This is a genomic window from Chloroflexota bacterium, assembly GCA_016875535.1.
In the GTDB taxonomy this organism is placed as follows: Bacteria; Chloroflexota; Dehalococcoidia; order SHYB01; family SHYB01; genus VGPF01.
The window spans coordinates 1-19,560 of the sequence record VGPF01000024.1; the positions used below are offsets into that span (position 1 = coordinate 1).

General features: G+C 60.0%; 16 protein-coding genes. 9 read left to right on the forward strand and 7 right to left on the reverse strand.

Going from position 1 to position 19,560, the window contains the following annotated elements:
- Positions 1-791: 791 nt before the first annotated feature.
- Positions 792-1,547 (forward strand): 3-oxoacyl-ACP reductase FabG, encoded by a 756-nt coding sequence (locus tag FJ039_07805; protein ID MBM4406067.1) that lies wholly within the window; start codon positions 792-794, stop codon positions 1,545-1,547.
- A gap of 467 nt (positions 1,548-2,014) precedes the next feature.
- Here FJ039_07805 and FJ039_07810 read toward each other — a convergent pair whose 3' ends face one another.
- Genes FJ039_07810 through FJ039_07825 form a run of 4 tightly spaced genes read right to left on the reverse strand, consistent with a single transcriptional unit; the run spans position 2,015 to position 7,322 of the window.
- Positions 2,015-3,205: a RidA family protein gene (locus FJ039_07810; GenBank protein ID MBM4406068.1), complete on the reverse strand. Its 1,191-nt coding sequence runs from the start codon at positions 3,203-3,205 to the stop codon at positions 2,015-2,017.
- Positions 3,206-3,232: 27 nt separating this feature from the next.
- Entirely contained in the window at positions 3,233-5,707 is a 2,475-nt protein-coding gene (locus tag FJ039_07815) for a CoA transferase (protein ID MBM4406069.1), read from the reverse strand.
- A 2-nt stretch (positions 5,708-5,709) separates the two neighbouring features.
- Positions 5,710-7,122: an amidase gene (locus FJ039_07820; GenBank protein MBM4406070.1), complete on the reverse strand. Its 1,413-nt coding sequence runs from the start codon at positions 7,120-7,122 to the stop codon at positions 5,710-5,712.
- Positions 7,119-7,322, reverse strand: a complete 204-nt coding sequence (locus tag FJ039_07825; protein ID MBM4406071.1) for a hypothetical protein — start codon at positions 7,320-7,322, stop codon at positions 7,119-7,121. The genes FJ039_07820 and FJ039_07825 overlap by 4 nt, the downstream gene beginning before the upstream one ends.
- 209 nt (positions 7,323-7,531) lie before the next feature.
- On the opposite strand from FJ039_07825, the gene FJ039_07830 reads away from it, so the two are divergent.
- From FJ039_07830 to FJ039_07845, 4 genes are read left to right on the forward strand one after another with little or no spacing between them, the layout of a single operon-like run.
- Positions 7,532-8,836 (forward strand): CoA transferase, encoded by a 1,305-nt coding sequence (locus FJ039_07830; protein ID MBM4406072.1) that lies wholly within the window; start codon positions 7,532-7,534, stop codon positions 8,834-8,836.
- Positions 8,837-8,856: 20 nt separating this feature from the next.
- A complete protein-coding gene (locus FJ039_07835) occupies positions 8,857-9,795 on the forward strand; it encodes an LLM class flavin-dependent oxidoreductase (GenBank protein MBM4406073.1) in 939 nt (312 codons plus the stop codon).
- An 8-nt stretch (positions 9,796-9,803) separates the two neighbouring features.
- Positions 9,804-10,649 (forward strand): enoyl-CoA hydratase, encoded by an 846-nt coding sequence (locus tag FJ039_07840; GenBank protein ID MBM4406074.1) that lies wholly within the window; start codon positions 9,804-9,806, stop codon positions 10,647-10,649.
- Positions 10,561-11,514: an enoyl-CoA hydratase gene (locus FJ039_07845; protein MBM4406075.1), complete on the forward strand. Its 954-nt coding sequence runs from the start codon at positions 10,561-10,563 to the stop codon at positions 11,512-11,514. Before FJ039_07840 ends, FJ039_07845 begins: the two co-directional genes overlap by 89 nt.
- 6 nt (positions 11,515-11,520) lie before the next feature.
- On the opposite strand, the gene FJ039_07850 is transcribed toward FJ039_07845, so the two are convergent.
- From FJ039_07850 to FJ039_07860, 3 genes are all read right to left on the reverse strand, one after another.
- The gene (locus FJ039_07850; protein MBM4406076.1) at positions 11,521-12,237 is read right to left on the reverse strand and encodes an isochorismatase family protein; all 717 of its coding nucleotides are present in this window, start codon (positions 12,235-12,237) and stop codon (positions 11,521-11,523) included.
- Positions 12,238-12,243: 6 nt separating this feature from the next.
- Entirely contained in the window at positions 12,244-13,005 is a 762-nt protein-coding gene (locus FJ039_07855; GenBank protein MBM4406077.1) for an isochorismatase family protein, read from the reverse strand.
- An 84-nt stretch (positions 13,006-13,089) separates the two neighbouring features.
- Entirely contained in the window at positions 13,090-14,259 is a 1,170-nt protein-coding gene (locus FJ039_07860) for a helix-turn-helix domain-containing protein (GenBank protein ID MBM4406078.1), read from the reverse strand.
- 190 nt (positions 14,260-14,449) lie between these two features.
- Here FJ039_07860 and FJ039_07865 point away from each other — a divergent pair, with 190 nt between their 5' ends.
- Genes FJ039_07865 through FJ039_07880 form a run of 4 tightly spaced genes read left to right on the forward strand, consistent with a single transcriptional unit; the run spans position 14,450 to position 19,551 of the window.
- Positions 14,450-16,207, forward strand: a complete 1,758-nt coding sequence (locus FJ039_07865) for an ABC transporter substrate-binding protein (protein ID MBM4406079.1) — start codon at positions 14,450-14,452, stop codon at positions 16,205-16,207.
- On the forward strand, positions 16,147-17,493 hold the full coding sequence (locus FJ039_07870; protein MBM4406080.1) for a CoA transferase: 1,347 nt from the start codon (positions 16,147-16,149) through the stop codon (positions 17,491-17,493). The genes FJ039_07865 and FJ039_07870 overlap by 61 nt, the downstream gene beginning before the upstream one ends.
- Positions 17,324-18,730 carry a CoA transferase gene (locus FJ039_07875; protein MBM4406081.1) on the forward strand — a complete coding sequence of 469 codons (1,407 nt, stop codon included), beginning with the start codon at positions 17,324-17,326 and terminating at the stop codon, positions 18,728-18,730. Before FJ039_07870 ends, FJ039_07875 begins: the two co-directional genes overlap by 170 nt.
- 23 nt (positions 18,731-18,753) lie before the next feature.
- Positions 18,754-19,551, forward strand: coding sequence for a hypothetical protein (locus FJ039_07880; protein ID MBM4406082.1), 798 nt, complete (start codon positions 18,754-18,756; stop codon positions 19,549-19,551).
- The last annotated feature ends 9 nt before the right edge of the window (positions 19,552-19,560 follow it).

Here is a 19,560-nt window from a genome sequence, read left to right on the forward strand (position 1 = left end):
CTTGGTCGCTATGGAGGTGATCGCTGCCCACGGTGAAGGGTACTCTGCCCGGTGCTCCTGCACCAAGCGCACCGCCCGCTCTCGCACCTCCGCTGGATACCGTCCCGGTCGTGTCATGGCTTCCTCCTCTCAAGGATAATAGCCTCCACTTTTCCCGGGGCGGTTCACCCTGCGAGGGTAGGGGTTTTTCGTTTGTGTGGGCATGGGGCGTTCGCGATAAATGGAGGGCTTACGGCACATTCTTTGAGGGCTTGGATGAAGACCCGGAATAGAAAAGGCCCCTCGGCAGAGGGGCCCCGGCAGGAAAAAGACCTGAAAACAGGTCAAAACAACAGGAACTGAGGACAATCCACATATTGAACTCAGTTCAAAACTAAGTATATGGTTGGAGAGGTGGGGTGTCAAGAGGGGGAGGAGACCTAAGTTTTGCCAGGGGTGAGCAAAGGGAATCAGAGACCTCTCCCCCGATGCGGCATCGGGGTCTCGAAGACTCGACCTGCGAGTGCCCGCTCGTTGCTCCTAAGAAGGGGCGTAGCTCATCAGGATGAGCACATGCCATCGGAATGGCGCAGACGAGAAGGAATGGACTTCAGAGACCTCACCCTTTTTCCTCTCCTGCGAGGCGAGGGATAGGGGTTGCTGGGGCAACCCAGAGAGCGTAGGGCCGTTCGTCGTGGTGATGGGGAATCACCTATGCTCAGGGAGGAGAAGGGACGGCCCAAGAGGCATTGGACAAGGGGGTGATGTGACCCATATCATCGCGGGCCTGGAGACCATAAGAGAGGTGACGTATGCGCCTGAGCGGGAAGGTCGCGGTTGTGACGGGGGCGGGGAGCGGGATCGGGCGGGGGATCTGCCTGCGGTTCGCGGAGGAGGGGGCGAAGATCGTCGCGGCCGATTATCAGGAGAAGGGGAATGAGGAGACGGCGCGGCTGGTGCGGGAGCGGGGCGGCGACGCGGTGACGGTGACGGCGGACGTTTCCAAGCGCGCCGATGTGCAGCGCATCTTCGCGAAGGCGATGGAGCGGCACAAGGGTTACGACATCCTGGTGAACAACGCAGGCATCCTGACGAGCGGCAGCATCCTGGAGCTGACGGAGGAGGCATGGGACCGGGTGATCGCGGTGAACCTGAAGAGCATGTTTCTCTGCACGCAGGAGGCGGCGCGGTACTGGGTGGCGAATAAGCGGCAGGGGAAGATCGTGAACCTTGGGTCGGTAAACTCCGAGTTCGCGGTGCCGGGTCACCCGCACTACTGCGCCTCCAAGGGCGGGGTGAAGATGTTCACGCGGGCGGTGGCGCTGGAGCTTGCGCCGTATGGGATCAATGTGAACGCCATCGGCCCTGGGGGAACGCAGACGATGATCTCGCCGAACTTCTCCAAGCCGGAGGTGGTGGAGCAGATCGCGAAGGGGGTGCCGCTGGGGCGCATGGCGCAGCCGCGTGACATGGCGAACCTGGCGCTGTTCCTGGCGTCAGAGGATGCGGCCTATATCACAGGGCAATTGATCTTTTCAGATGGGGGAAGGACGGCGCGGCTGGGGTAGGACGGAAAGCAGCATCAATCCGCGAGTGACGATTCTCCAGCCGCGAGCTCGCGGCTTTCGCGAGGAGGCAAAGGTGGCAACGATAGCGAATCTCTTCGCGCCTGACCGGTGGGTAGCAGGGGGAGGGAGCGGGATCTGGTCGCAGACGATCTCGGGCAACCCAAGAGAGGGGCGGTACGTTGGGCTGGCTCGTTTTGAGCCTGGGGCGAGCGCCTGGTTTGGGACCAGAAGGCACCGAGTTCCAATCTCGGCATCCAGGCTAAGTGCTAAGTGGAGCACGACACCTTTTACAGGCCAAGCCGTTTGATAAGAGTGTTCAACCGAGAGAACACGGTTCAATGCAGAATGCCATGGAGCATACGTCTCAGCTCAACTCGCATCTTCTTTACGTCTTCTCGAAGCGTTCCCACCAGCAGCCCCAGAGTGGTTTGTGAACTCCAGCATTTATGCTAGACAGATTCCCGCGATTAGGCGAGCGCCACTGCGGCTACTGAAAAGATGGTGTTTGTCCTCATGTTCTGGTGGATGATGAGGCCGGTGGCGGCTGGGAAGCTCGCTCCGAAATATTCACGGCGCACTTGCCCTAAAACGCGAACATCGCCCATGACTGTGGGAGGGACCAGTTCCAGCGTGTAGGCGATGTCATCCATGGAGACGCCCGCAGCCGAGCAGACTTGCCGGAGGTTCTGGTATGCCTGTCGTGCTTGAGCTCCGAGGTCGTAGTTAGCGACTACCGTCTTGCCGGTCGTATGGTCAATAGAGGCCTGCGAAGAAAAGTAAACCAAGTTGCCCATCCGTACGGCTGGGACGGACCGGAGCTTTTGATAGCTCTGCTCCCAGCCAGGGACCAGGATCTCTTCGCGTTTGCCCGTGAGGGATGCGATGACATCTACTTCTAGGTGACCTCTCGGATTCAGGATGCCGTGGAAGACCGCGGCGTTGACCGAGGGGCGGCTATCCCCGAAATGCGCCTGACGGACCGCGGCCATGGCTTCATAATGCTCAACCGTCATCGGAGCCACGTAGTCCACGATGTGGACCACGTTCGTGTAGGATGCTCCTGCTGCCTGCAGCGTCTTGTCAATGCGTGTGTAGCAGGCCTTCGCCTGATTCTCTGCCGTTGTCGGCTCAAGCTCAACGACTCCAGAAAAGAAGAGCTTGCCTCCCGCCTTCACGGCCGGAGCATACGTTAGATCCTTGAATCGCTCGTATTCGGGCCCCGCGGGTATGACGACTTCTTTTCCCCCTTTGACTGCGATCGCTTGAATCTCGATAAGGGCATCGGGCCTAAGGAGGCTATGGACCAGGACCCCCGTGGAAGCGACGGGGCTCTTCCCGAGGAATTGCCGCCGCACATCGCCGGTTTTGCTATACAGAGGGAAGCCCCTGGGTACAACGTAGTCCACTGTTCGCACGATGTCCGTGTATGCCATCCCGGCGGCTTGAAGGATGACGCCGATTTTCTCCCACGCTATCTTCGTCTGCTCCACGATGTCGCCTTTGCAAAGAACACTCCGGGACTCGGCATCGTAGGCGCTGCCTGTCTGCCCGGAGATATACGCGACACCCTTGTGCTCGACCCCCATCGAGAACGTATATCGGTTGAGGTCGAGCCATGGGAATTTCTCTGGTTTCACTTGGATGTGATTGCGGGCCATTGATGTACCTCCACTATAGATAGATTGCTACCGTGGTGCGTGTTCTGCGGGCGTGGCTCTTAGCAGGGGATCCTTCTCAGCGGGGAGTCCCTGCAGCAGGCTTTTGCGTATCAACTCGGTGTGCTGACCCAAGAGGGGCGCAGCCTTGAATTCGGGAGGGCGCTCGCCATTGAGGAGCCATGGCGTGGTGCCCATGCGGCGCCTTCCGATTTCCGGGTGAAAAACATCGGCGATGAAGTGGCGCTGCAGGAGGTGACGGTCCGAGATGAGGTCCGCCGAGTCGAAGACCACCGTTGCAGGAACGCCTGCCCTCTGTAGAAGCTCTTCTGCCGCCTCCGCCGGCTGTGGGCTGGTCCAAGACTCGATGACGGCATCCAACTCGGCTGCGTTGCGTTCCCGCGCTTCGGGGTCGCGGAAGCGTGGGTCGGCCATCCATTCGGGATGGCCCGTGGAGCGGCAGAAGGCTTCCCACTGACCGTTGCCGCCGATGGAGATGGCGACCCATCGCTGCGCTCCGGCGCACCGATAGATGCCGTGAGGTGTCTTTCCCCTTTCCTTGTTGCCCACGAGCGTCGGCTCGTGATAGTTCAGCCCGTAGGCGGCGATGGCTTCGGGGATAACAGTCGCCAGGGCTTCCGTCATGGCGAGCTCAATGAACTGTCCCCGGCCTGTGCGGGCGCGCAGCCGGAGGGCTGCCAATATAGCGAGCACGCAATAGCAGCCACTGAAGTAGTCCGGGAAGAAGGCCCCGAGAATGCGGGGATGCCCTCCCGGGTATCCAGTCACAGAGGCCAACCCGCTGTACAGGTTGATCACGCTGTGGAAGCCCACAAAGTTGCGCATGGGCCCGCTGCGCCCGAATGCTGTCAGCGAGAGGAAGATAAGATCAGGCCGGAGCGCCCGGGCTGCTTTGTACGGCAGGCCTAGGCGTTCCATGATGCCAAACGAGAAGTTTTCTACAACCACGTCGCTAACAGCTACGAGCTCGCGGGCGATTTGCAGGTCTCTCGCCTCGCCCAAATCCAGGCAGATACTCTGCTTGTTCGTATTCAGCAGATTGAAGCCGCCGCTCCGATTCACCCCAGGCTGTGCCTCAGCGTAGGGGGGAAGCCCTCGCAGTGTCAGCTTCTCAGGGTTCTCCACGAGCAGCACTTCGGCTCCGAGCCATGCGAGCGCCTGCGTAGCGTACGGGACGGCGATGAGCTGTCCGAAATCGAGGATGCGGATGCCGGCAAGCGGCTTGCGCGGGTCCCGAGAAGCGGGGTGGACAGCCTGACCAGCGCTCGTCCGCTGCGTCCATGGGTCAGTTGCTGCCTCTCTGGGGATGAAGCTGAAGGCGTTTCCGGGTGGAGCCGACAGGCCGGCGGTGCTCCCCCGGCGAGCGTTCACGCGTATCGGGTTGCCCGGCAGCAGCACCCGGCTTCCATCGGTCAGGCGATCTTTTCTTATGAAGCCTCGGGATCTGGTTTGCGGCGAATCTACCATCTGGCCGATCCCGTACGCCGGGAAGCAGGGCACGCCGTGCACTTGGGCGAGTTTGGCGATCTCTTCGCCGGTGTGCGCCGTTGTCCACTCGAGGAGCAGCGGCTCAAGGGCGTCCCAGTTTCGCGCGCGGTCGGCGGAGGTGGCAAAGACCTCTGACGCTCCCCAATCGGGCCGGCCCATGACCCTGACCAGGCTGCGCCAGTGGTGGTCCAGAAAGGCGGCAACGACAACATAGCCGTCCTTGCACGGAAGGTACGCGTTCGGCTGACTGCCAAAAACCTCAGGATTCCGCCGTTTAGGCGTAAGGTGGGATGCGTGGGCGATCTCCCAGGTCATGATGGCCGCTACGGCTTCCTGCTTGCTGATATCGAGCTCGCACCCCTGTCCGGTGATATCTCTGCGCGCCAGCCCCGCAAAAACTGCCGTGGCGGCCTGGATGCCGGCGGTGTACTCGCCGATATGGGTGTTCGCACGGAGCGGCGGCTCCTCATAGGGGTCCCGGGGCATATCAGGCAATCCCGGGGACGCAAAGGCGAGTCCGCCGGCGCTCACGGTGATCAGGTCGTCGCCGAGATACGTTCGCTTAGAGCCCGTTAATCCGAAGGGCGTCAGTATGGAGACAATGAGCCTGGGATTAACTGACGCAAGCTCTGCGTAGCGGAGATTGAGCCGGTCTATCGTGGATGCCGGGGCATCAAGCAGCAGCACGTCTGCATCGTTGAGGAGCTCGAGTATCCGGGGGCGGTTCTGCCGCTCGGAGCAATCAAGAATCAGACCTCGCTTCCCTCGATTGAGGTAGTGAAAGAGGATGCTTGAATTCGGTCCCGGCGTCCGGCCCGGAAATGGGCCTCGGGAACGGGAGCTATCACCCGTTGGCGGTTCAATTTTGATGACATCGGCTCCGGCATCGGCCAGGAGGCGGCAGGCGTAAGGTCCGGCCACGAAATCGGCAATCTCAACGACGCGGAGGCCGCTCAATGGAGCGGTTGGCAGTGAGTGGTGTGCGCTGCGACGCATGACTAGAGAGAGGGAATGAGGTTATGCCAGCCCAAAGCCTGCTCGTATGTATATGCGATGCGGAGGATGAGAGCATCGGTGAACCGCCTGCCGACGATCTGAATGCCGACCGGCAGCTGCTCTGCGGTATATCCGCAGGGAACGGTAACCGCAGGCCATCCCCCGGGATTGAAGACCCGCGTGATGCGCGAAAGAAGGAATCGAACCCGAAACTCAGTGGCGCCTAAGGTGATGATCGGCGAATCGTATCGGGGTGCGGCGACGGGAACGGTCGGCATGACCAGGGCATCGACACCGGAAAGAGCCGTTTCCACCTCCTGGCTCAGGGCGTGGCGGGCTTGTTGGGCTTTGCAATAGTCGGCAGCGGAGATGAAGAGGCCCGATTCCACGTGCATCCTCGTGATGCGGTCGTAGTCGCTTCCTCGAGAAAGAACAAGTTGCCGATGAACTGCGGCGGCCTCTGCAGGGATAATGGTGCTCATCACCAGGCTCATTTCGTCCAGGTGAGGGATGGAGACTTCTATCAGGGTGGCGCCAAGGTCTTCGAGCCGGGAAAAGGCACGCCTCACTGTCGCTTCGATCTCAGGGTCTATGAAGTCCCAGATGTATTCCCGGGGGACGCCTAGCCGCATCCCGTTGATGCCTCCGAATAAGGATCTCAGGTAGTTTTCCGGGCGTGCTCCTTTGGTCGTTTCATCGCGGGGGTCTTCGCCTGCGATAACCTCCAAAGCTGCTGCAATGCCCTCCACTGACTTGGAGAGAGGCCCCGGGTGATCAAGAGACCAGGAGAGGGGTGTCATGCCGAAGCGGCTCACAAGGCCAAAGGTCGGTTTGAGACCTACAAGGCCGCAGAGAGCGGCAGGAACTCGAATAGAGCCGCCGGTATCGCTCCCGAGCGAGATGGCGCACTCGCCTGCGGCAACCGATGCGGCAGAACCTGTGCTGGAGCCGCCGGGTATGCGTGCAAGGTCCCAGGGGTTGTGCACATCGCCGTAATGCTGGTTCCGCCCCTGCTCGCCGAAGGCGAATTCGGTCATCATGAGTTTAGCGACGATGATGGCTCCTGCTTGACGGAGGCGAGATACGACCGAAGCGTCCTCCGCCGGAACGTAATCTGCGAAGATCTTGGAACCCGATGTCGTTCGTATCGTTTTTGTGGCGAAGAGATCTTTCAGTCCTATGGGGATGCCATGGAGCATCCCGCGGTAGCCATACCGGGCGATTTCCTGATCGGCCGCTTTTGCGGCTGCAACGGCATCGTCGGCTGTCACGGTGATGATAGCGTGGACCCTAGGCTCCACCTGTTCGATTCGGCGGAGGAAAGCCTGGGTCACTTCAAGGACCGATACCTGCCGCCTTTGTATGGCCGCTGCGAGGTCCCGGATTGACCAGCTGGTCACATCGGAGGACGTCACTCGCGCCTCCGCTTCTCTTCAGGCGAGAAAAGGGTCATATGCGCTTCTGCATACGGGAGCGCCCGGAGCCTCGCCAGCACGCCAAAGAGCGTTTCCACTTCAGGCCGTAACACGCGAAGATGCTCATCGCTCGGATCGAGACCGGCTTCCTGCGCCAGGAGACGGAAGGACTCTTCGCTGAGATGGTGCTGGTCAGACATAGGGGATGTCCTTAAGGTTTGCAACATTCTAGAAGCCGGACCTTCAGACTCAAAGAGATGCCGCTTCTCCGAAGCGTGTAGATGCGTACGGCTCGGCCTTAAGCTCTTACGCGAGACTCAAATCTTCATCCGTACCCTCCTCCCTTCAGAAGGATATCTAGGCCTATGTAGCATGCTCTGGACTGAAATAGCCCATTACGGCTTTCGGGATGACTCCTAGCGGAGCCTGCAAATCCATGCGCCAGCCATACGCTGACTTTCTCAAGGGTATCCGGATCGTTGACTTTTCACGCGCATTGGCGGGGCCAAGCTGCACGCGCCTTATGGCTGACCTTGGCGCTGAAGTGATTAAAGTCGAGCCCCCCACCGGCGATCAGACAAGGACCTTTGCATATCAGCGGAACGGGCGCAGCGGCTATTTCATCCAGCAGAATCTCGGCAAGCACGGTCTTTCGATTGACCTTCGGAAAGAGGCCGGGAAGGCCCTGGCACTGGAGTTGATCTCCATCGCAGATGTGGTTGTGGAGAGTTTTCGCCCCGGCGTGATGGCACGCCTGAGCCTGGATTATCCCCGCCTTCGACATGTGAATCCCTCGGTGGTCTTGTGCTCCATCTCCGCCTTTGGCCAATATGGGCCGTACGCCGACCGCCGAGGAGGCGATTACAACATCCAAGCGCTCAGCGGCATGATGTCCCTTAACGGACATCCGGACGGCCCTCCCATGTGGACGGGGAATGCCTACTCCGATACCACAACCGGGCTGCACGCATTTGGAGCGACCATGGCTGCGCTCTACCGGCGCCTTCAGACGGGCATCGGCGAACATATTGATGTCGCGCTGCTGGATTGCTCGCTCTGGCATCAAGAGCTCTCTTTCCAGCAGTATCTCTTGAGCGAAGGCAAGATGCTGCAGTTGCGCGCAGGCAGCGGAAGAACGGACAACGCTCCCGTGAATGTCTACAAGGGCCGGGACGGCCATATGGTGCTCGCGGCAATGAGCGAAAGCGCATGGAAGACGCTTTGCGAGGCCATGGAGTTTCCGATGCTTGTAACGGATTCCCGGTTCAGTTCCAAGGCCCTTCGCATCCAAAATGTCGCGGCTTTGGACCACGTTATCGAGCGGTGGATCTGTACCTTCCCTTCGGTTGATGATGCCATCGAACGGCTTCTGAGCCGAGGCCTGGTCTGCGGCCGCGTGCGAACGATTCCCGAGATAGCGGCTGACTTGAATACCGATGCGAGAGAGATGCTGGTGGAGGTGCCGGACCCGGCATTCGACAAGCCTCTGCGCGTCATGAATTCCCCTATGCGCTTCTCCGCCTCCTCAGCATATCCCCGGGGGCACGCTCCACTCTTGGGTGAAAGCGCCGCTTCTATCCCCACGCAATTGCTCGGCTATACCTCCAGGGAGGTTCTCCAACTACTCGGGGAAGGGGTGCTGACTGTTGAGGAGCGCGCCGCACCTCAAGTAATGAAGGAATTGGAAGCGGGAGAAAGGGGGCCCGGTCAATGACACGGGCAGGCAGCTAACGTATGGCGACGGCAGATCTCGGCGCCGTGCTGCCGACGCTATCCACATACTGGCATGAGCTTGGTCAGGCCGCTCATGCGGCTGAAGAGGCTGGGCTGCGGTATATCTTTTGTAATGAGCAACCTGGGAGCGACGCTATGACCGGCGCACAGGCGCTCATCGCCGGAACCAGCAGAGCGCACATCGGAACCAGTGTAGCGAACATCTATCTGAGGCATCCCTACTTGATGGCCCGCTCTGCGGCGATGCTGCAAGCGCTCTCAAAGGGCAGATTCATCCTCGGGCTTGGCACAAGTCACGACGCTATCAACCGACCCAAAGGACTAGGCTCCCCCCACCCTATCCGGGATATGGACGCATATGTTGGGGCGGTGCGCTCGCAGCTTGCTCGGGAGGAATCCACACCGATATGGCTCGGAGCGCTGCGGCAACAGATGACCCAACTGGCCGGCGGACTTGCAGATGGCGTGATTTTCCATCTTGTCCCCGTGGGTTTGCTGCGGAAGTCCGTCGCTGTCCTCCGCGCGGCAGAGGCGAACGCAAACCGGTCAGGGAGAGTGCATGTGGCGGCGTATGCCCGAATCGCCATTTCGAGCGACCTCGCGCATGCCAGGGCGAGAGCGCGGAATATGCTTGCATTCTACCTGCGCTTCCCAGCCTATCAGGCACTCTTTTCTGCGCAGGGCTTCGCAGGAGACGTGGAAGCGTGGACACGGGCAGGGACGGCTTCCGGCCCAATCGCCCCAGAGGAGGCCATCAGCGACTCATTGATTGACGCCACCTGCATCGTAGGTTCCGAAGGACGTTGTGTAGAGCGGATCCAGGAGTATCAGGCTGCCGGAGTTGAGATCCTGCTCCTTGCGCCTGTGCCTGAGGAGAGGGCTTCACTCAGCCGCCTGTTTACCCCTGCCTTTCGCTTAGCGAGGCGACTACAACAGTAAGGAGCACTATGGACTATCAGACCATCGCATACAGCACCGTCGGCCCTGTTGCTGTTATCACGCTCAATCGCCCCGAGGTGCGCAATGCGCAAAACGAGCTTCTGAAAGAGGAGCTTGATGCTGCTTTGCATCGGGCTGATGCGGAAGAGGCTATCCGAGTCATAATCCTAAAGGGGGCCGGCTCGAACTTTTCCGCCGGACACGATATGAAGCAGTTCCCAAAGGACCCGACCGCCTTTGGGGCCGCCGATCCCAGGAAGTGGTTTGAGGGGGATACGGAAAAATTCCGTCAGTTCGTCTACAAGGTGCTCCGCCTCTTTCTGAATGTGCACTACACCAAAAAGCCGACAATCGCCCAGGTTCACGGCCATGTCATCGCCGGCGGGTGGGTTTTGGCTTCCATGTGCGACCTGATCATCGCTTCTGACGACACTACCATCGCAGACCCGGTGGTGCGGATGGGTTCGGCGGGCGTTGAAGCGATTGTGGAGCCTTGGGATGTGGGTCCGCGGAGAGCCAAGGAGCTCTTGTGGACCGGCGATTCAATCTCGGCTGACGAGGCCTGGCGGCTCGGTATGGTAAACCGGGTTGTTCCGGCGGCGAAACTTGACGAAGAGACGATGAGACTCGCGCAGAAGATAGCGCTCTCGCCCCCTGGAACGGTACAGGCAACAAAGCGCTCCATCAATCATGCCCTTGATCTGATGGGGTGGCGCGCGAGCCACGAATTCCATACAGAGTTGTGGGTGGCGAACAACCTTAGCGATGAGCACAAACGGCTCCACGCTGAGAGGGAGAGCATGGGCCTCCGTGAATTCATCAGGCGGCGAGATCAGCCGTTCCAGAAGCGCTAGCGGAGGGGCGACGATGGCATACCGAACAATTCGTTATGAGACAGCAGGCCCGATAGCCGTAGTGACGCTCAATCGGCCCCAGGCACTGAATGCGCAGAATCAGGATATGAAGGAAGAGCTTGCCGAGGCCTTCAACGTTGCTGCGAGGAGCGATAGCGTCCGTGTAGCGGTCCTGCGCGCTGAAGGCAGAGCCTTCTCTTCCGGCCATGACCTTAAGAGTTTCCCGCGCGACCCGGAGGCGCTCGGCGGACCTTCAAGCGACAAGTGGTTCGAAGGGGACTCGGCTAAGGTGCGTGACCTCTTCTATGAAGCGATTACCCTGAAGTGTCTGGCTATCCACGATTTCAAGAAGCCTCTCATCGCCCAGGTTCATGGGTACTGCGTTGCAGGCGGATGGCTTCTTGCCTCGATGTGCGACATCATCATCGCAGCTGATGACGCCCGCTTTCGAGACCCTGTGGTGCTCATGGCCGCCGGCGGCCTTGAGCTTCTGGTGGAGCCCTGGGACGTCGGCGTGCGCAAGGCCAAGGAGTTGATGTGGACCGGGGACTACATGGATGCCCAGGAAGCCCTGCGCCTTGGATTTGTGAACAGGGTGGTGCCGCGCGCGAGGCTTGAGACGGAGGTGATGACGCTTGCAAGCCGGATCGCGATGATGCCTCCGGTCACCGTCCAGGCGGTGAAGCGATCGGTGAATCATATGCTGGACTTGAAGGGATGGCGTCGGTCTCATGCCGATCACTTCGAGATCTGGTCGTCCTGCATGGTGAGCGATGAGCATAAGGCCGGCCATGAGGGGATGGCAGCCGGTACGCTCAAGCAGTTCATCAGAAAGCGGGACGAGCCGTATGAGCGGATGACGTGATCGGCGCTAGGAGTGCTTCTTAGAAGCTTCTGTCATCCAGGCCGCGACCTCGTCTGCAGGAGCCACGGTGGCGATGTACTTCCAGATGTCAAAGAGGCTGGCCTTATGGGCCCAGAGGTTTTTGTCACAAACACCCTCTTCCACAACAACCGTGCGGAAGTTGGCTGAGACGGCATCGAGAGCTGTGGCTCTGACACAGCCGCTCGTGGCGCACCCCGTGATGATGCAGGTGTCAATGCCCTTTTGCACGAGCATCGGCACCAGGTATGTCCCGAAGAATCCTGAAGCCGCCTGCTTCCACACGATAGGCTCGCCTCTCGCCGGGGCCACCCGCGGGTCTATCTCCACCCAGGGCTGACCTGCCCGCATGTATTGGCCTAGGCTGGGAAACTTCTCACCCCTGATGCCACAGTCGCTGCCGTCCGGGAGGAATCGGTCGCCGGTGTAGAAGATCGGGATGCCGGCTGCACGGGCGGTTCGGATAAGCCGTGCAGTCTGGGCGATGGCGCCGTCTACGATTTCCTGCAGCTCCGGCGGCTGGCCCCTGACCCAGGGCTTCTGTTCAGGAGAAACGTAGCCGCGCTGCAGGTCTATAACAAGCAGCGCCGGGCGTATGCCCTTCTGGTAGAACGCCTTATCGGACTCACCGAGGCCATCATTGGCGGTCAGGGATGTCCGGATGTATGCGATTTCCGCATCTGGCTGGAGGAAGTGAAGTCCCATTGGCGTTTACCGTGTTGAGAGAGGCGGCTGCATTGCCTGCAAGCTCTCCATCCAGTTGATGACGTCGATCTCCGTCGCGACCGTTGCGATATAGCGCCAGAGATCAAAGAGAGTTGCTTTGTGAGCCCACAGATTCTTGTCGCAAACCGCTTCCTCAACCACCACAGTCCTGAAATTGGCGGATACCGCATCCACCGCCGCGGCCCGAACGCACCCGCTGGTTGCCGTTCCGGCGATGATACACGTATTAGCACCTCTTTGGATAAGGATCGGCATCAAATACGTGGCAAAGAAGCCGGAGGCTACCTTTTTCCAGATAACAGGCTCTCCAGACCGAGGCGCAAGGCGTGGGTCTATCTCCGGCCAGGGCAGGCCTTCCCGCATATATTCCTTCAGGTACGGGAACTTCTCAGCGCGGATGCCGCAATCGCTTCCATCGGGCAGATAGCGGGTGCCGGTGTAGACGATAGGGATGCCGTGCGTTCGCGCCGCCTTGATGAGGCGCTCGGTGGAGACGACAGCCCGGTCTGCCGCCGCTTGGATCTCTGGAGAGGACGCCTTGATCCACGGCTTGGGTTCCGGCGAGACATAGCCGCGCTGCATATCAATGATGAGCAGCACCGGCCGCTTGCCGCGCCGGTAAAAACCGTGGTCCGGCTGTTTCGCGCGTTCAGGCTCGGTTAGCGAATGCGTGATGTACAGGACATGCTCATCGTATTCAAGGAACCCCAAGCTCATCAGCGCCTCGCTTCCAGGAAGGAGAAGCATCTGCTTGATGTTAGCTTAGCAGAGGGTCGAGACAAGTGCAGCCGAGGCGCATTCCGGGAAAGGGGTAATCTGTTCGGATTCCGGCTATCCAGGCCGCGCCGGCCCAACAGTGCCGCCCGTCCGGGCGCAGATGACATGGTCATCAAGCCGAGTGACTTCAGTGAAGGCGGAGCCCTTGTCCAGTCCAAGCGCGAGGCGTCCGGCAAGCCTGCCCGTCTCGTAGTACGGCGGGTTGATATGGGTAAGCGGCGGGTTCAGCAGGGAATCCGTCCATGCGCAAGGGCGGATCGCCAAGACGGACACATCGCCCGGACAGCGGCGTCCCTCTCTGCGGAGGCTGAGCAGGATGCTCACAGCTGCCATTTCAGAGGGGGCGATGATGGCGGTTATGTCCTCTCGTTGCGCCAGATGCGTGGCCGCTCGCGCCACCGGGGTCTGTTCCACCGGCTGTTGCACGGCTCGGTGCTCGCCTTCGGATGTCGCCCACCTGACCAAGAGGTCATCCGGCTTCAGCCGGTACTTTGCGATGGCCTGCTGGAAGCCGGTGAACCGCTCTTCTTGCACCGGGTGGTTACGGACAAAGAGCGCTCCGATGTGTCTATGGCCCAGGCTGTACAGGTGGGAAACGGCCAACTCCATCAGGTGGCGCTCATCAACACGCACCATCGTCTCACCTTTGATGTGGGTCGGCTGGCAGGAGATGACACGGATACCGTCGGCAACCAGACTTGCCCGAAGCTCCCCTGCCTCTCCTCCTTCGGCTGATTGAGAGAGGATGACCAGCGCCGCGGGTCGGTGCAATCTGATCGCCTTCAGTTGCTGGACATGCTGGTGCCTGCTTGACCAGTCGGACAGCACCGCCACTTCGAAGGATGACGAGTTTGCCACCTCAGCAGAGATGCCGGACATCATCGTGCTTTGCGACACGAACCGAGGGTCGCTGATAAGCACAAGGATAGTCTGCTGCCAGGTGGTGGGAGGCCGGGTGGCGTATTCCGCCATACGCTGGAGGTCCAGACCGCCGGCGGTGGCCTCTGCGCGCACATATTCCGCGACTTCGTCAGCAGGGATACCGCGTTCACGGAGAAAATGGGCAAGGGAGGTCAGCATATGTGGGCGAACGCTGGAGCGGCCGATGCACCAATTATCAACAGTGTCCTCTGAGACAAAGAGCGCATCGGCAACAGCAGAGCGGGTCATCCCGTAACGTCGCAACAGCGCACCGAGCATCTGGCTGGTTCGAGCGGTCTGCATGACGCCACCTCACCCCTCAGGATTCCACGACTCCCCGTAAATCTATCCCCGCAGGCCGTAAGTATACACGCTTGCCCCTAGGGAGGCACAATCTCTAGCATCGGGACATGCTGCGGAAGCCGATTTGCTTCCGCGGCGTGCAAGTCGTGCGAATTCGGGCTGGATCTCACCACCTGAGGAGGTGCCTGCGATGCGAATTTTGGTGAAAAAGAGCGTTCTTTCCACCCTTGCGGCAGTCATGGCGCTGGTGCTCGTCATCGCGGCTTGCGGCGGCGACGACGCAGAGCCCACGGCAACGCCAGTCCCCACGGCAACGCCAGTCCCCACAGCTGCCCCTACTGCAGCGCCGACCGCGGCGGCAACCCGCGCACCTACGGCGGTGCCGACACCTGCGCCGACGCCGACGCCGGCCTCTACAATCAAAGACACGACCATCGTTGTGGCGCTGGACACCCTAGAGCGTGAATTGTGGTTGCACCATTACGGCGGCTCCACCATGTTCAACCCGCGGCATGCGATGTTTGAGGAGCTGGCCGTCTGGACGCCTAGGTTCTCTGAAGCGCGCCTTGCAGAGTCTTGGTCGGTCGGGTCCGACTCCAAGAGCTTCACGATCAAGCTTCGCAAGGGCATCAAGTTCCATGACGGCGATGAATTTATCGCTGAAGATGTCATCAAAACCTACGATCTTCTCTACGAGCGTGAGGCGAGCCACGCCGGTCTCTCAACCATCCGGCCTCTCCTCGGCACAACCCAGGACGAATTCCGGACCAATATCCGCGCCCTGGATCAATACACGGTTGAGATGAAGTCCAAGATCCCATACGCGCAGTGGCTGCCAACCATCATCGGACCAGTTTCTGCTCCTTTCCTTGTTGTCAATGCGAGCGTGGTGAATCGTGTCGGAACCACGGAGGCTGCAGCCAAGCCTGTCGGTACCGGACCGTTCAAGTTCGAGCGTCACAACAAGGGTCAGAGCATCCGTGTTGAGGCTGTTGCCAACCATTGGCGCAAGACTCCTACGGTAAAGTACGTTGATTACCAAATCGTCCCTGAGTACGCGACCCAGCTTGCACTTGTGGCAACGGGGAGGGCGGACATCATCAACATCTCCGCTAGTCAGGTCGCCCAAGCCCGCCGCGTCGGTGCGAAGCAGGTGGTGGACGATGCCGGGTACAACGTGTGGTATGCCCTGCGCGGCCAGATCCCTGAGACGCACAAGAATTACGATGGAACGCTGCCCTGGGTGGACGGCAAAGACCCGGAGCGCGCCAAGAAGGTACGCCTCGCGCTCAACCTCGCCCTTGATAGGAAAGGCATCATTGACAGGCTCTACGGCGGCATAGGCCAGCTTTCCTCCCTTGGCGCCTGCACCTTCCCCGGCCAGTCGTGGTACTACGGCGACCCGTACCCCTACGACCAGACCCAGGCCAAGCAACTCCTAACGGAGGCCGGATACGCCAACGGCTTTGAATTAGAGATCCCCATCTACGACCAGGCCAGCGGCCCGGTTGGCCTCGGCCTTCATGATGTGGTGGCGGACCAGTGGCGCCAGATCGGCGTGAAGGTGAAGACGGTTCCGGCAGACTTCACCGTCTTCCGCGAAATCCTGCTCAACATCACTCAGCCCAAGCTGACCTACTACTGGTACTGCAACTTCTCCGACCCCGACCCGATGCGCTACTACAACTTCTTCTACCACGTAGCGAACCCGGTCTGGTTCGGCAGCCCCGCTCTTGAGACCATGCTGGATAAGGCGAATGCGGGCCTTACACCTGAGCAGCGGAGGGAGCCGATTCTTGCGATTAACAAGTACTTCCGGGATAACCACTACTGGGTACCCATGTTCGTGCTTCCCAAGCTGTACGCAACCTCCCAGCGCATTGACAAATGGCCGCTGGTTTCCGGACACCTTCGTGTCCACAATCTCGAGCATCTGACGGTGAACTAGACCAGCCTACTGGGCCAAACAGGGCCCGGGCGGAGCGCATGGGTATGAAGACACCGGGGCGAGAAGCTGCTTCTTCTCGCCCCGGTGTAGTTTTTGGGCCCCTGCACGGAGTCAGAGTCCTCGATCTTGCAGGGAGGGCTGGGGACTTATGCGGAAGGCTCTTGGCTGATGCGGGGGCAGATGTCATCAAGGTGGAGCCCCCGGACGGTAACTCCGCTCGCCAACGCCCGCCTTTCATCGCTGACACTCCAGATCCCGAGCGTAGCCTGACCTTCCTCCACTACAACGCCGGAAAGCGCGGCATCACTCTTGACTACAGCAAACCTGCCGGGAGGGAACTCCTCTTGCGGCTTGTGGGCCGGGCGGACATCCTTGTGGAAGACGCTGGGGAAGATAGTCTTGCCAGGTGCGGTATCGGACATAGCGCCCTGATGAAGGCCAGTCCTGGATTGGCCCACGTATCCATCACCCAGTTCGGCCTTTCGGGGCCCTATCGGAATTACGCCGCCAATGACTTCATCTGCTTTGCGCTCGGAGGTCTCATGGCAACCAGTGGCGAGCCGGGGATGCCCCCCATCGTTGCGCCGGGGGAGCTGGCATACGCTGTTGCCTCCGGTTATGCGGCTTTGGGCGGCCTTATCGCTTACTACAACTGCGCTCTGACGGGAGAAGGGCAGCTGGTGGACGTGTCCATCCATGAGGCCGCCGCCTTTACTGCCGGGTATGCGGTCCCGGTCTACACCGCAACCGGAGAAAAACCCTTTCGCCAGAGTTGGAAGAAGCGCCTCTTTGACCTCTACGATGTGTACCCTACCAAAGACGGGTTCATCCGGATATTCATCATGCCGAAGAAGCACTGGCAATCGCTCCTGGATTGGCTGGGGCGTCCGCCGGAGCTGATGTCTGAAATCTTCAATGACCAGAAGCTGCGGTGGCAGAACAGCGAAATCATAGATCCCTTCATTGAGCGGCTTTGCCGTGGTTATACCAAGGACGGCATATTTCGAGAGGCACAGCGGAGACACATCGCCGCCTCTCCGCTGAACACACCTGCCGAATTCGTCCAGAGTGACCAAGCGCGTGCGCGCGGCTTTCTCACTACGGTGCACCACCCAGTTGCGGGAGCGTACCCCCAAACGAACCCGGTCTTTCGGTTCAGCGCTTCTCCTGGGTTTGTTTTACGACGAGCCCCGACCCTCGGTGAGCATAATACGGAGGTCTTTTGCGGAGAGCTCCGGCTATCCCACACGGAGCTCAAAGCCCTTCAGTCAGGAGGAATTGTCTGACGTGGAAACCACAAGACTACTTCCCCCCCGCCGCCTTCCCCTTCAGGATAGCCGCGTCCTTTCGCTGACGCTTGGGGCCGCAGGCCCAATGACTGCGAACGCCCTCGGCTACTTCGGCGCAGAAGTCGTCCATGTGGAGTCTAGAATGCGTCCTGACGGCCACCGCGGGGGGAACGATCCGAACGCCTGGGATAAGACTCCTTTTTTCGTGAAGATTCACCGGAACTTCCAGAGCGCAACGATTAATTTCAACACGAAGTCCGGCCTAGACCTGGTGAAGCAGTTGGTTCAGGTGAGCGACGTCGTCATCGAGAATTTCTCCCTCGGAGTTCTTCCGCGCTTAGGACTGGACTATCCGAACATACGGAAGATCCGCCCCGACATTGTGATGGCCGGCCTTCGTGGCTATGGCTCTACAGGTCCCTGGGCCTCCTATGCCTCCTGGGGACCGAACCTGGGAGCGATGCTTGGCATGAGCTATCTCTGGAACTACCCGGATGCTGAAACGCCGACAGCTGAGGCCCGGTCCCAACATCCGGACTTCCTCTCTGGTGTGTGCGGAGCCTTCGCAGTAATGGCTGCGCTCATCCACCGCCGCAAGACAGGGGAGGGTCAGTGGATAGACCTGTCCCAGGCAGAGGTCGGCTCTATGACGCTGGCCCCGATCTTCCTAGATACGCTGGTCAACCACCGAGAGTCCCGACCCAGGGGGAATCGTCATTGGGGGTCCGGCTTGCAGGGGGTCTACCCATGCGCGGGAGAGGACCAGTGGTGCGCGATTTCGATCGAGACCGAAGCACAGTGGAATGCCTTCTGCGAAGCGCTGGGCCGTCCGGATTGGGCCCGAGGCGTCACCTTGACAATGGTCGCCTCTTCGCCTGCGCGCCAGGCAGAGATCGAGCGAGGGGTCCGGCGATGGACGCAATCGCTAACGAAATATGATGTCATGGCTCGTCTCCAGTCTTGCAAGATCCCGGCAGCGGCAGTGCAGGATGTGGAGGACGAGGTCAAACGGGATCCGCAGTACCGATCGCGGAATTTCTTCGTTGAGATGGAAGAGCTTGAGATGGGAAAAGTTGCTGCGGAGCGGCTACCCATCCTCCTCTCCAAAACGCCTGGGAGTTTTAGAACCTCAACGCCGTTTTTCGGCGAGCATACGCGTGTGGTCTGTCAGGCGCTCCTGGGGAAGGATGACGGACAGTTCACGGAATTGCAGGCTGAGAAGGCCTTGTATTAGCGCAGAGATTGGAGTGTGAGCATATGGGATCTTTGGCTCTGTATCAAAAGCACGAGCACGTCGTGACCATCACGATGAACCGGCCGGACAAAAAGAACGCCATCAACGCCCAGCTGCGGGATGAGTTGACCCGCTGTTGGGAAACCTTCAGAGATGATGACGATGCCTGGGTTGCGATCCTCACCGGTGCGGGAGATGCCTTCTGCTCGGGCGGCGATTTGAAGGATAACTTATCCCGATCGGAGGGCAAACTGCCTGAATTCGCCACACCGGGTCGAGCGGTGAAGGCTCCGACTGTCTATAGTGACTTCGTTTGGGAAGACCGGGTGTACAAGCCCATAATAGCAGCCGTGAACGGCTTCGCAGGCGGAGGGGGGTTTGCTATGGCCCTGAACGCCGATATCCGCATCGCCTCGGACAGAGCGCAATTCGGGTGTTCCGCCGTTCGCTGGTCGCACATGGCCGGCGGTCAAGCGCACATGCTGCCTCGCTCACTTCCACTTGGCTGGGCTTTCTGGTTCCTCTACACCGGACAGACCATTGATGCGCACAAGGCCTTCCAAATCGGTTTGGTTCAGGAGGTAACGCCTCCGGATGGGCTTATGGAGGCAGCCAGACGCCTCGCTGAGACAATCTGCGCTAATGGACCGCTGGTTTCCCAGTATCACAAAGAGTTCGTGTACAAGGCGCTTGATGTCCCACTGAGCTCAGCGAGGTTTCTTGAACGGGTCATGTACGAGCAGTTGCGGAGTCGTCCGGACTACAACGAAGGCACAAGAGCCTTTGTGGAGAAGCGCAAAGCCAGATACAGCGGGCAGTGACCGGGGAGC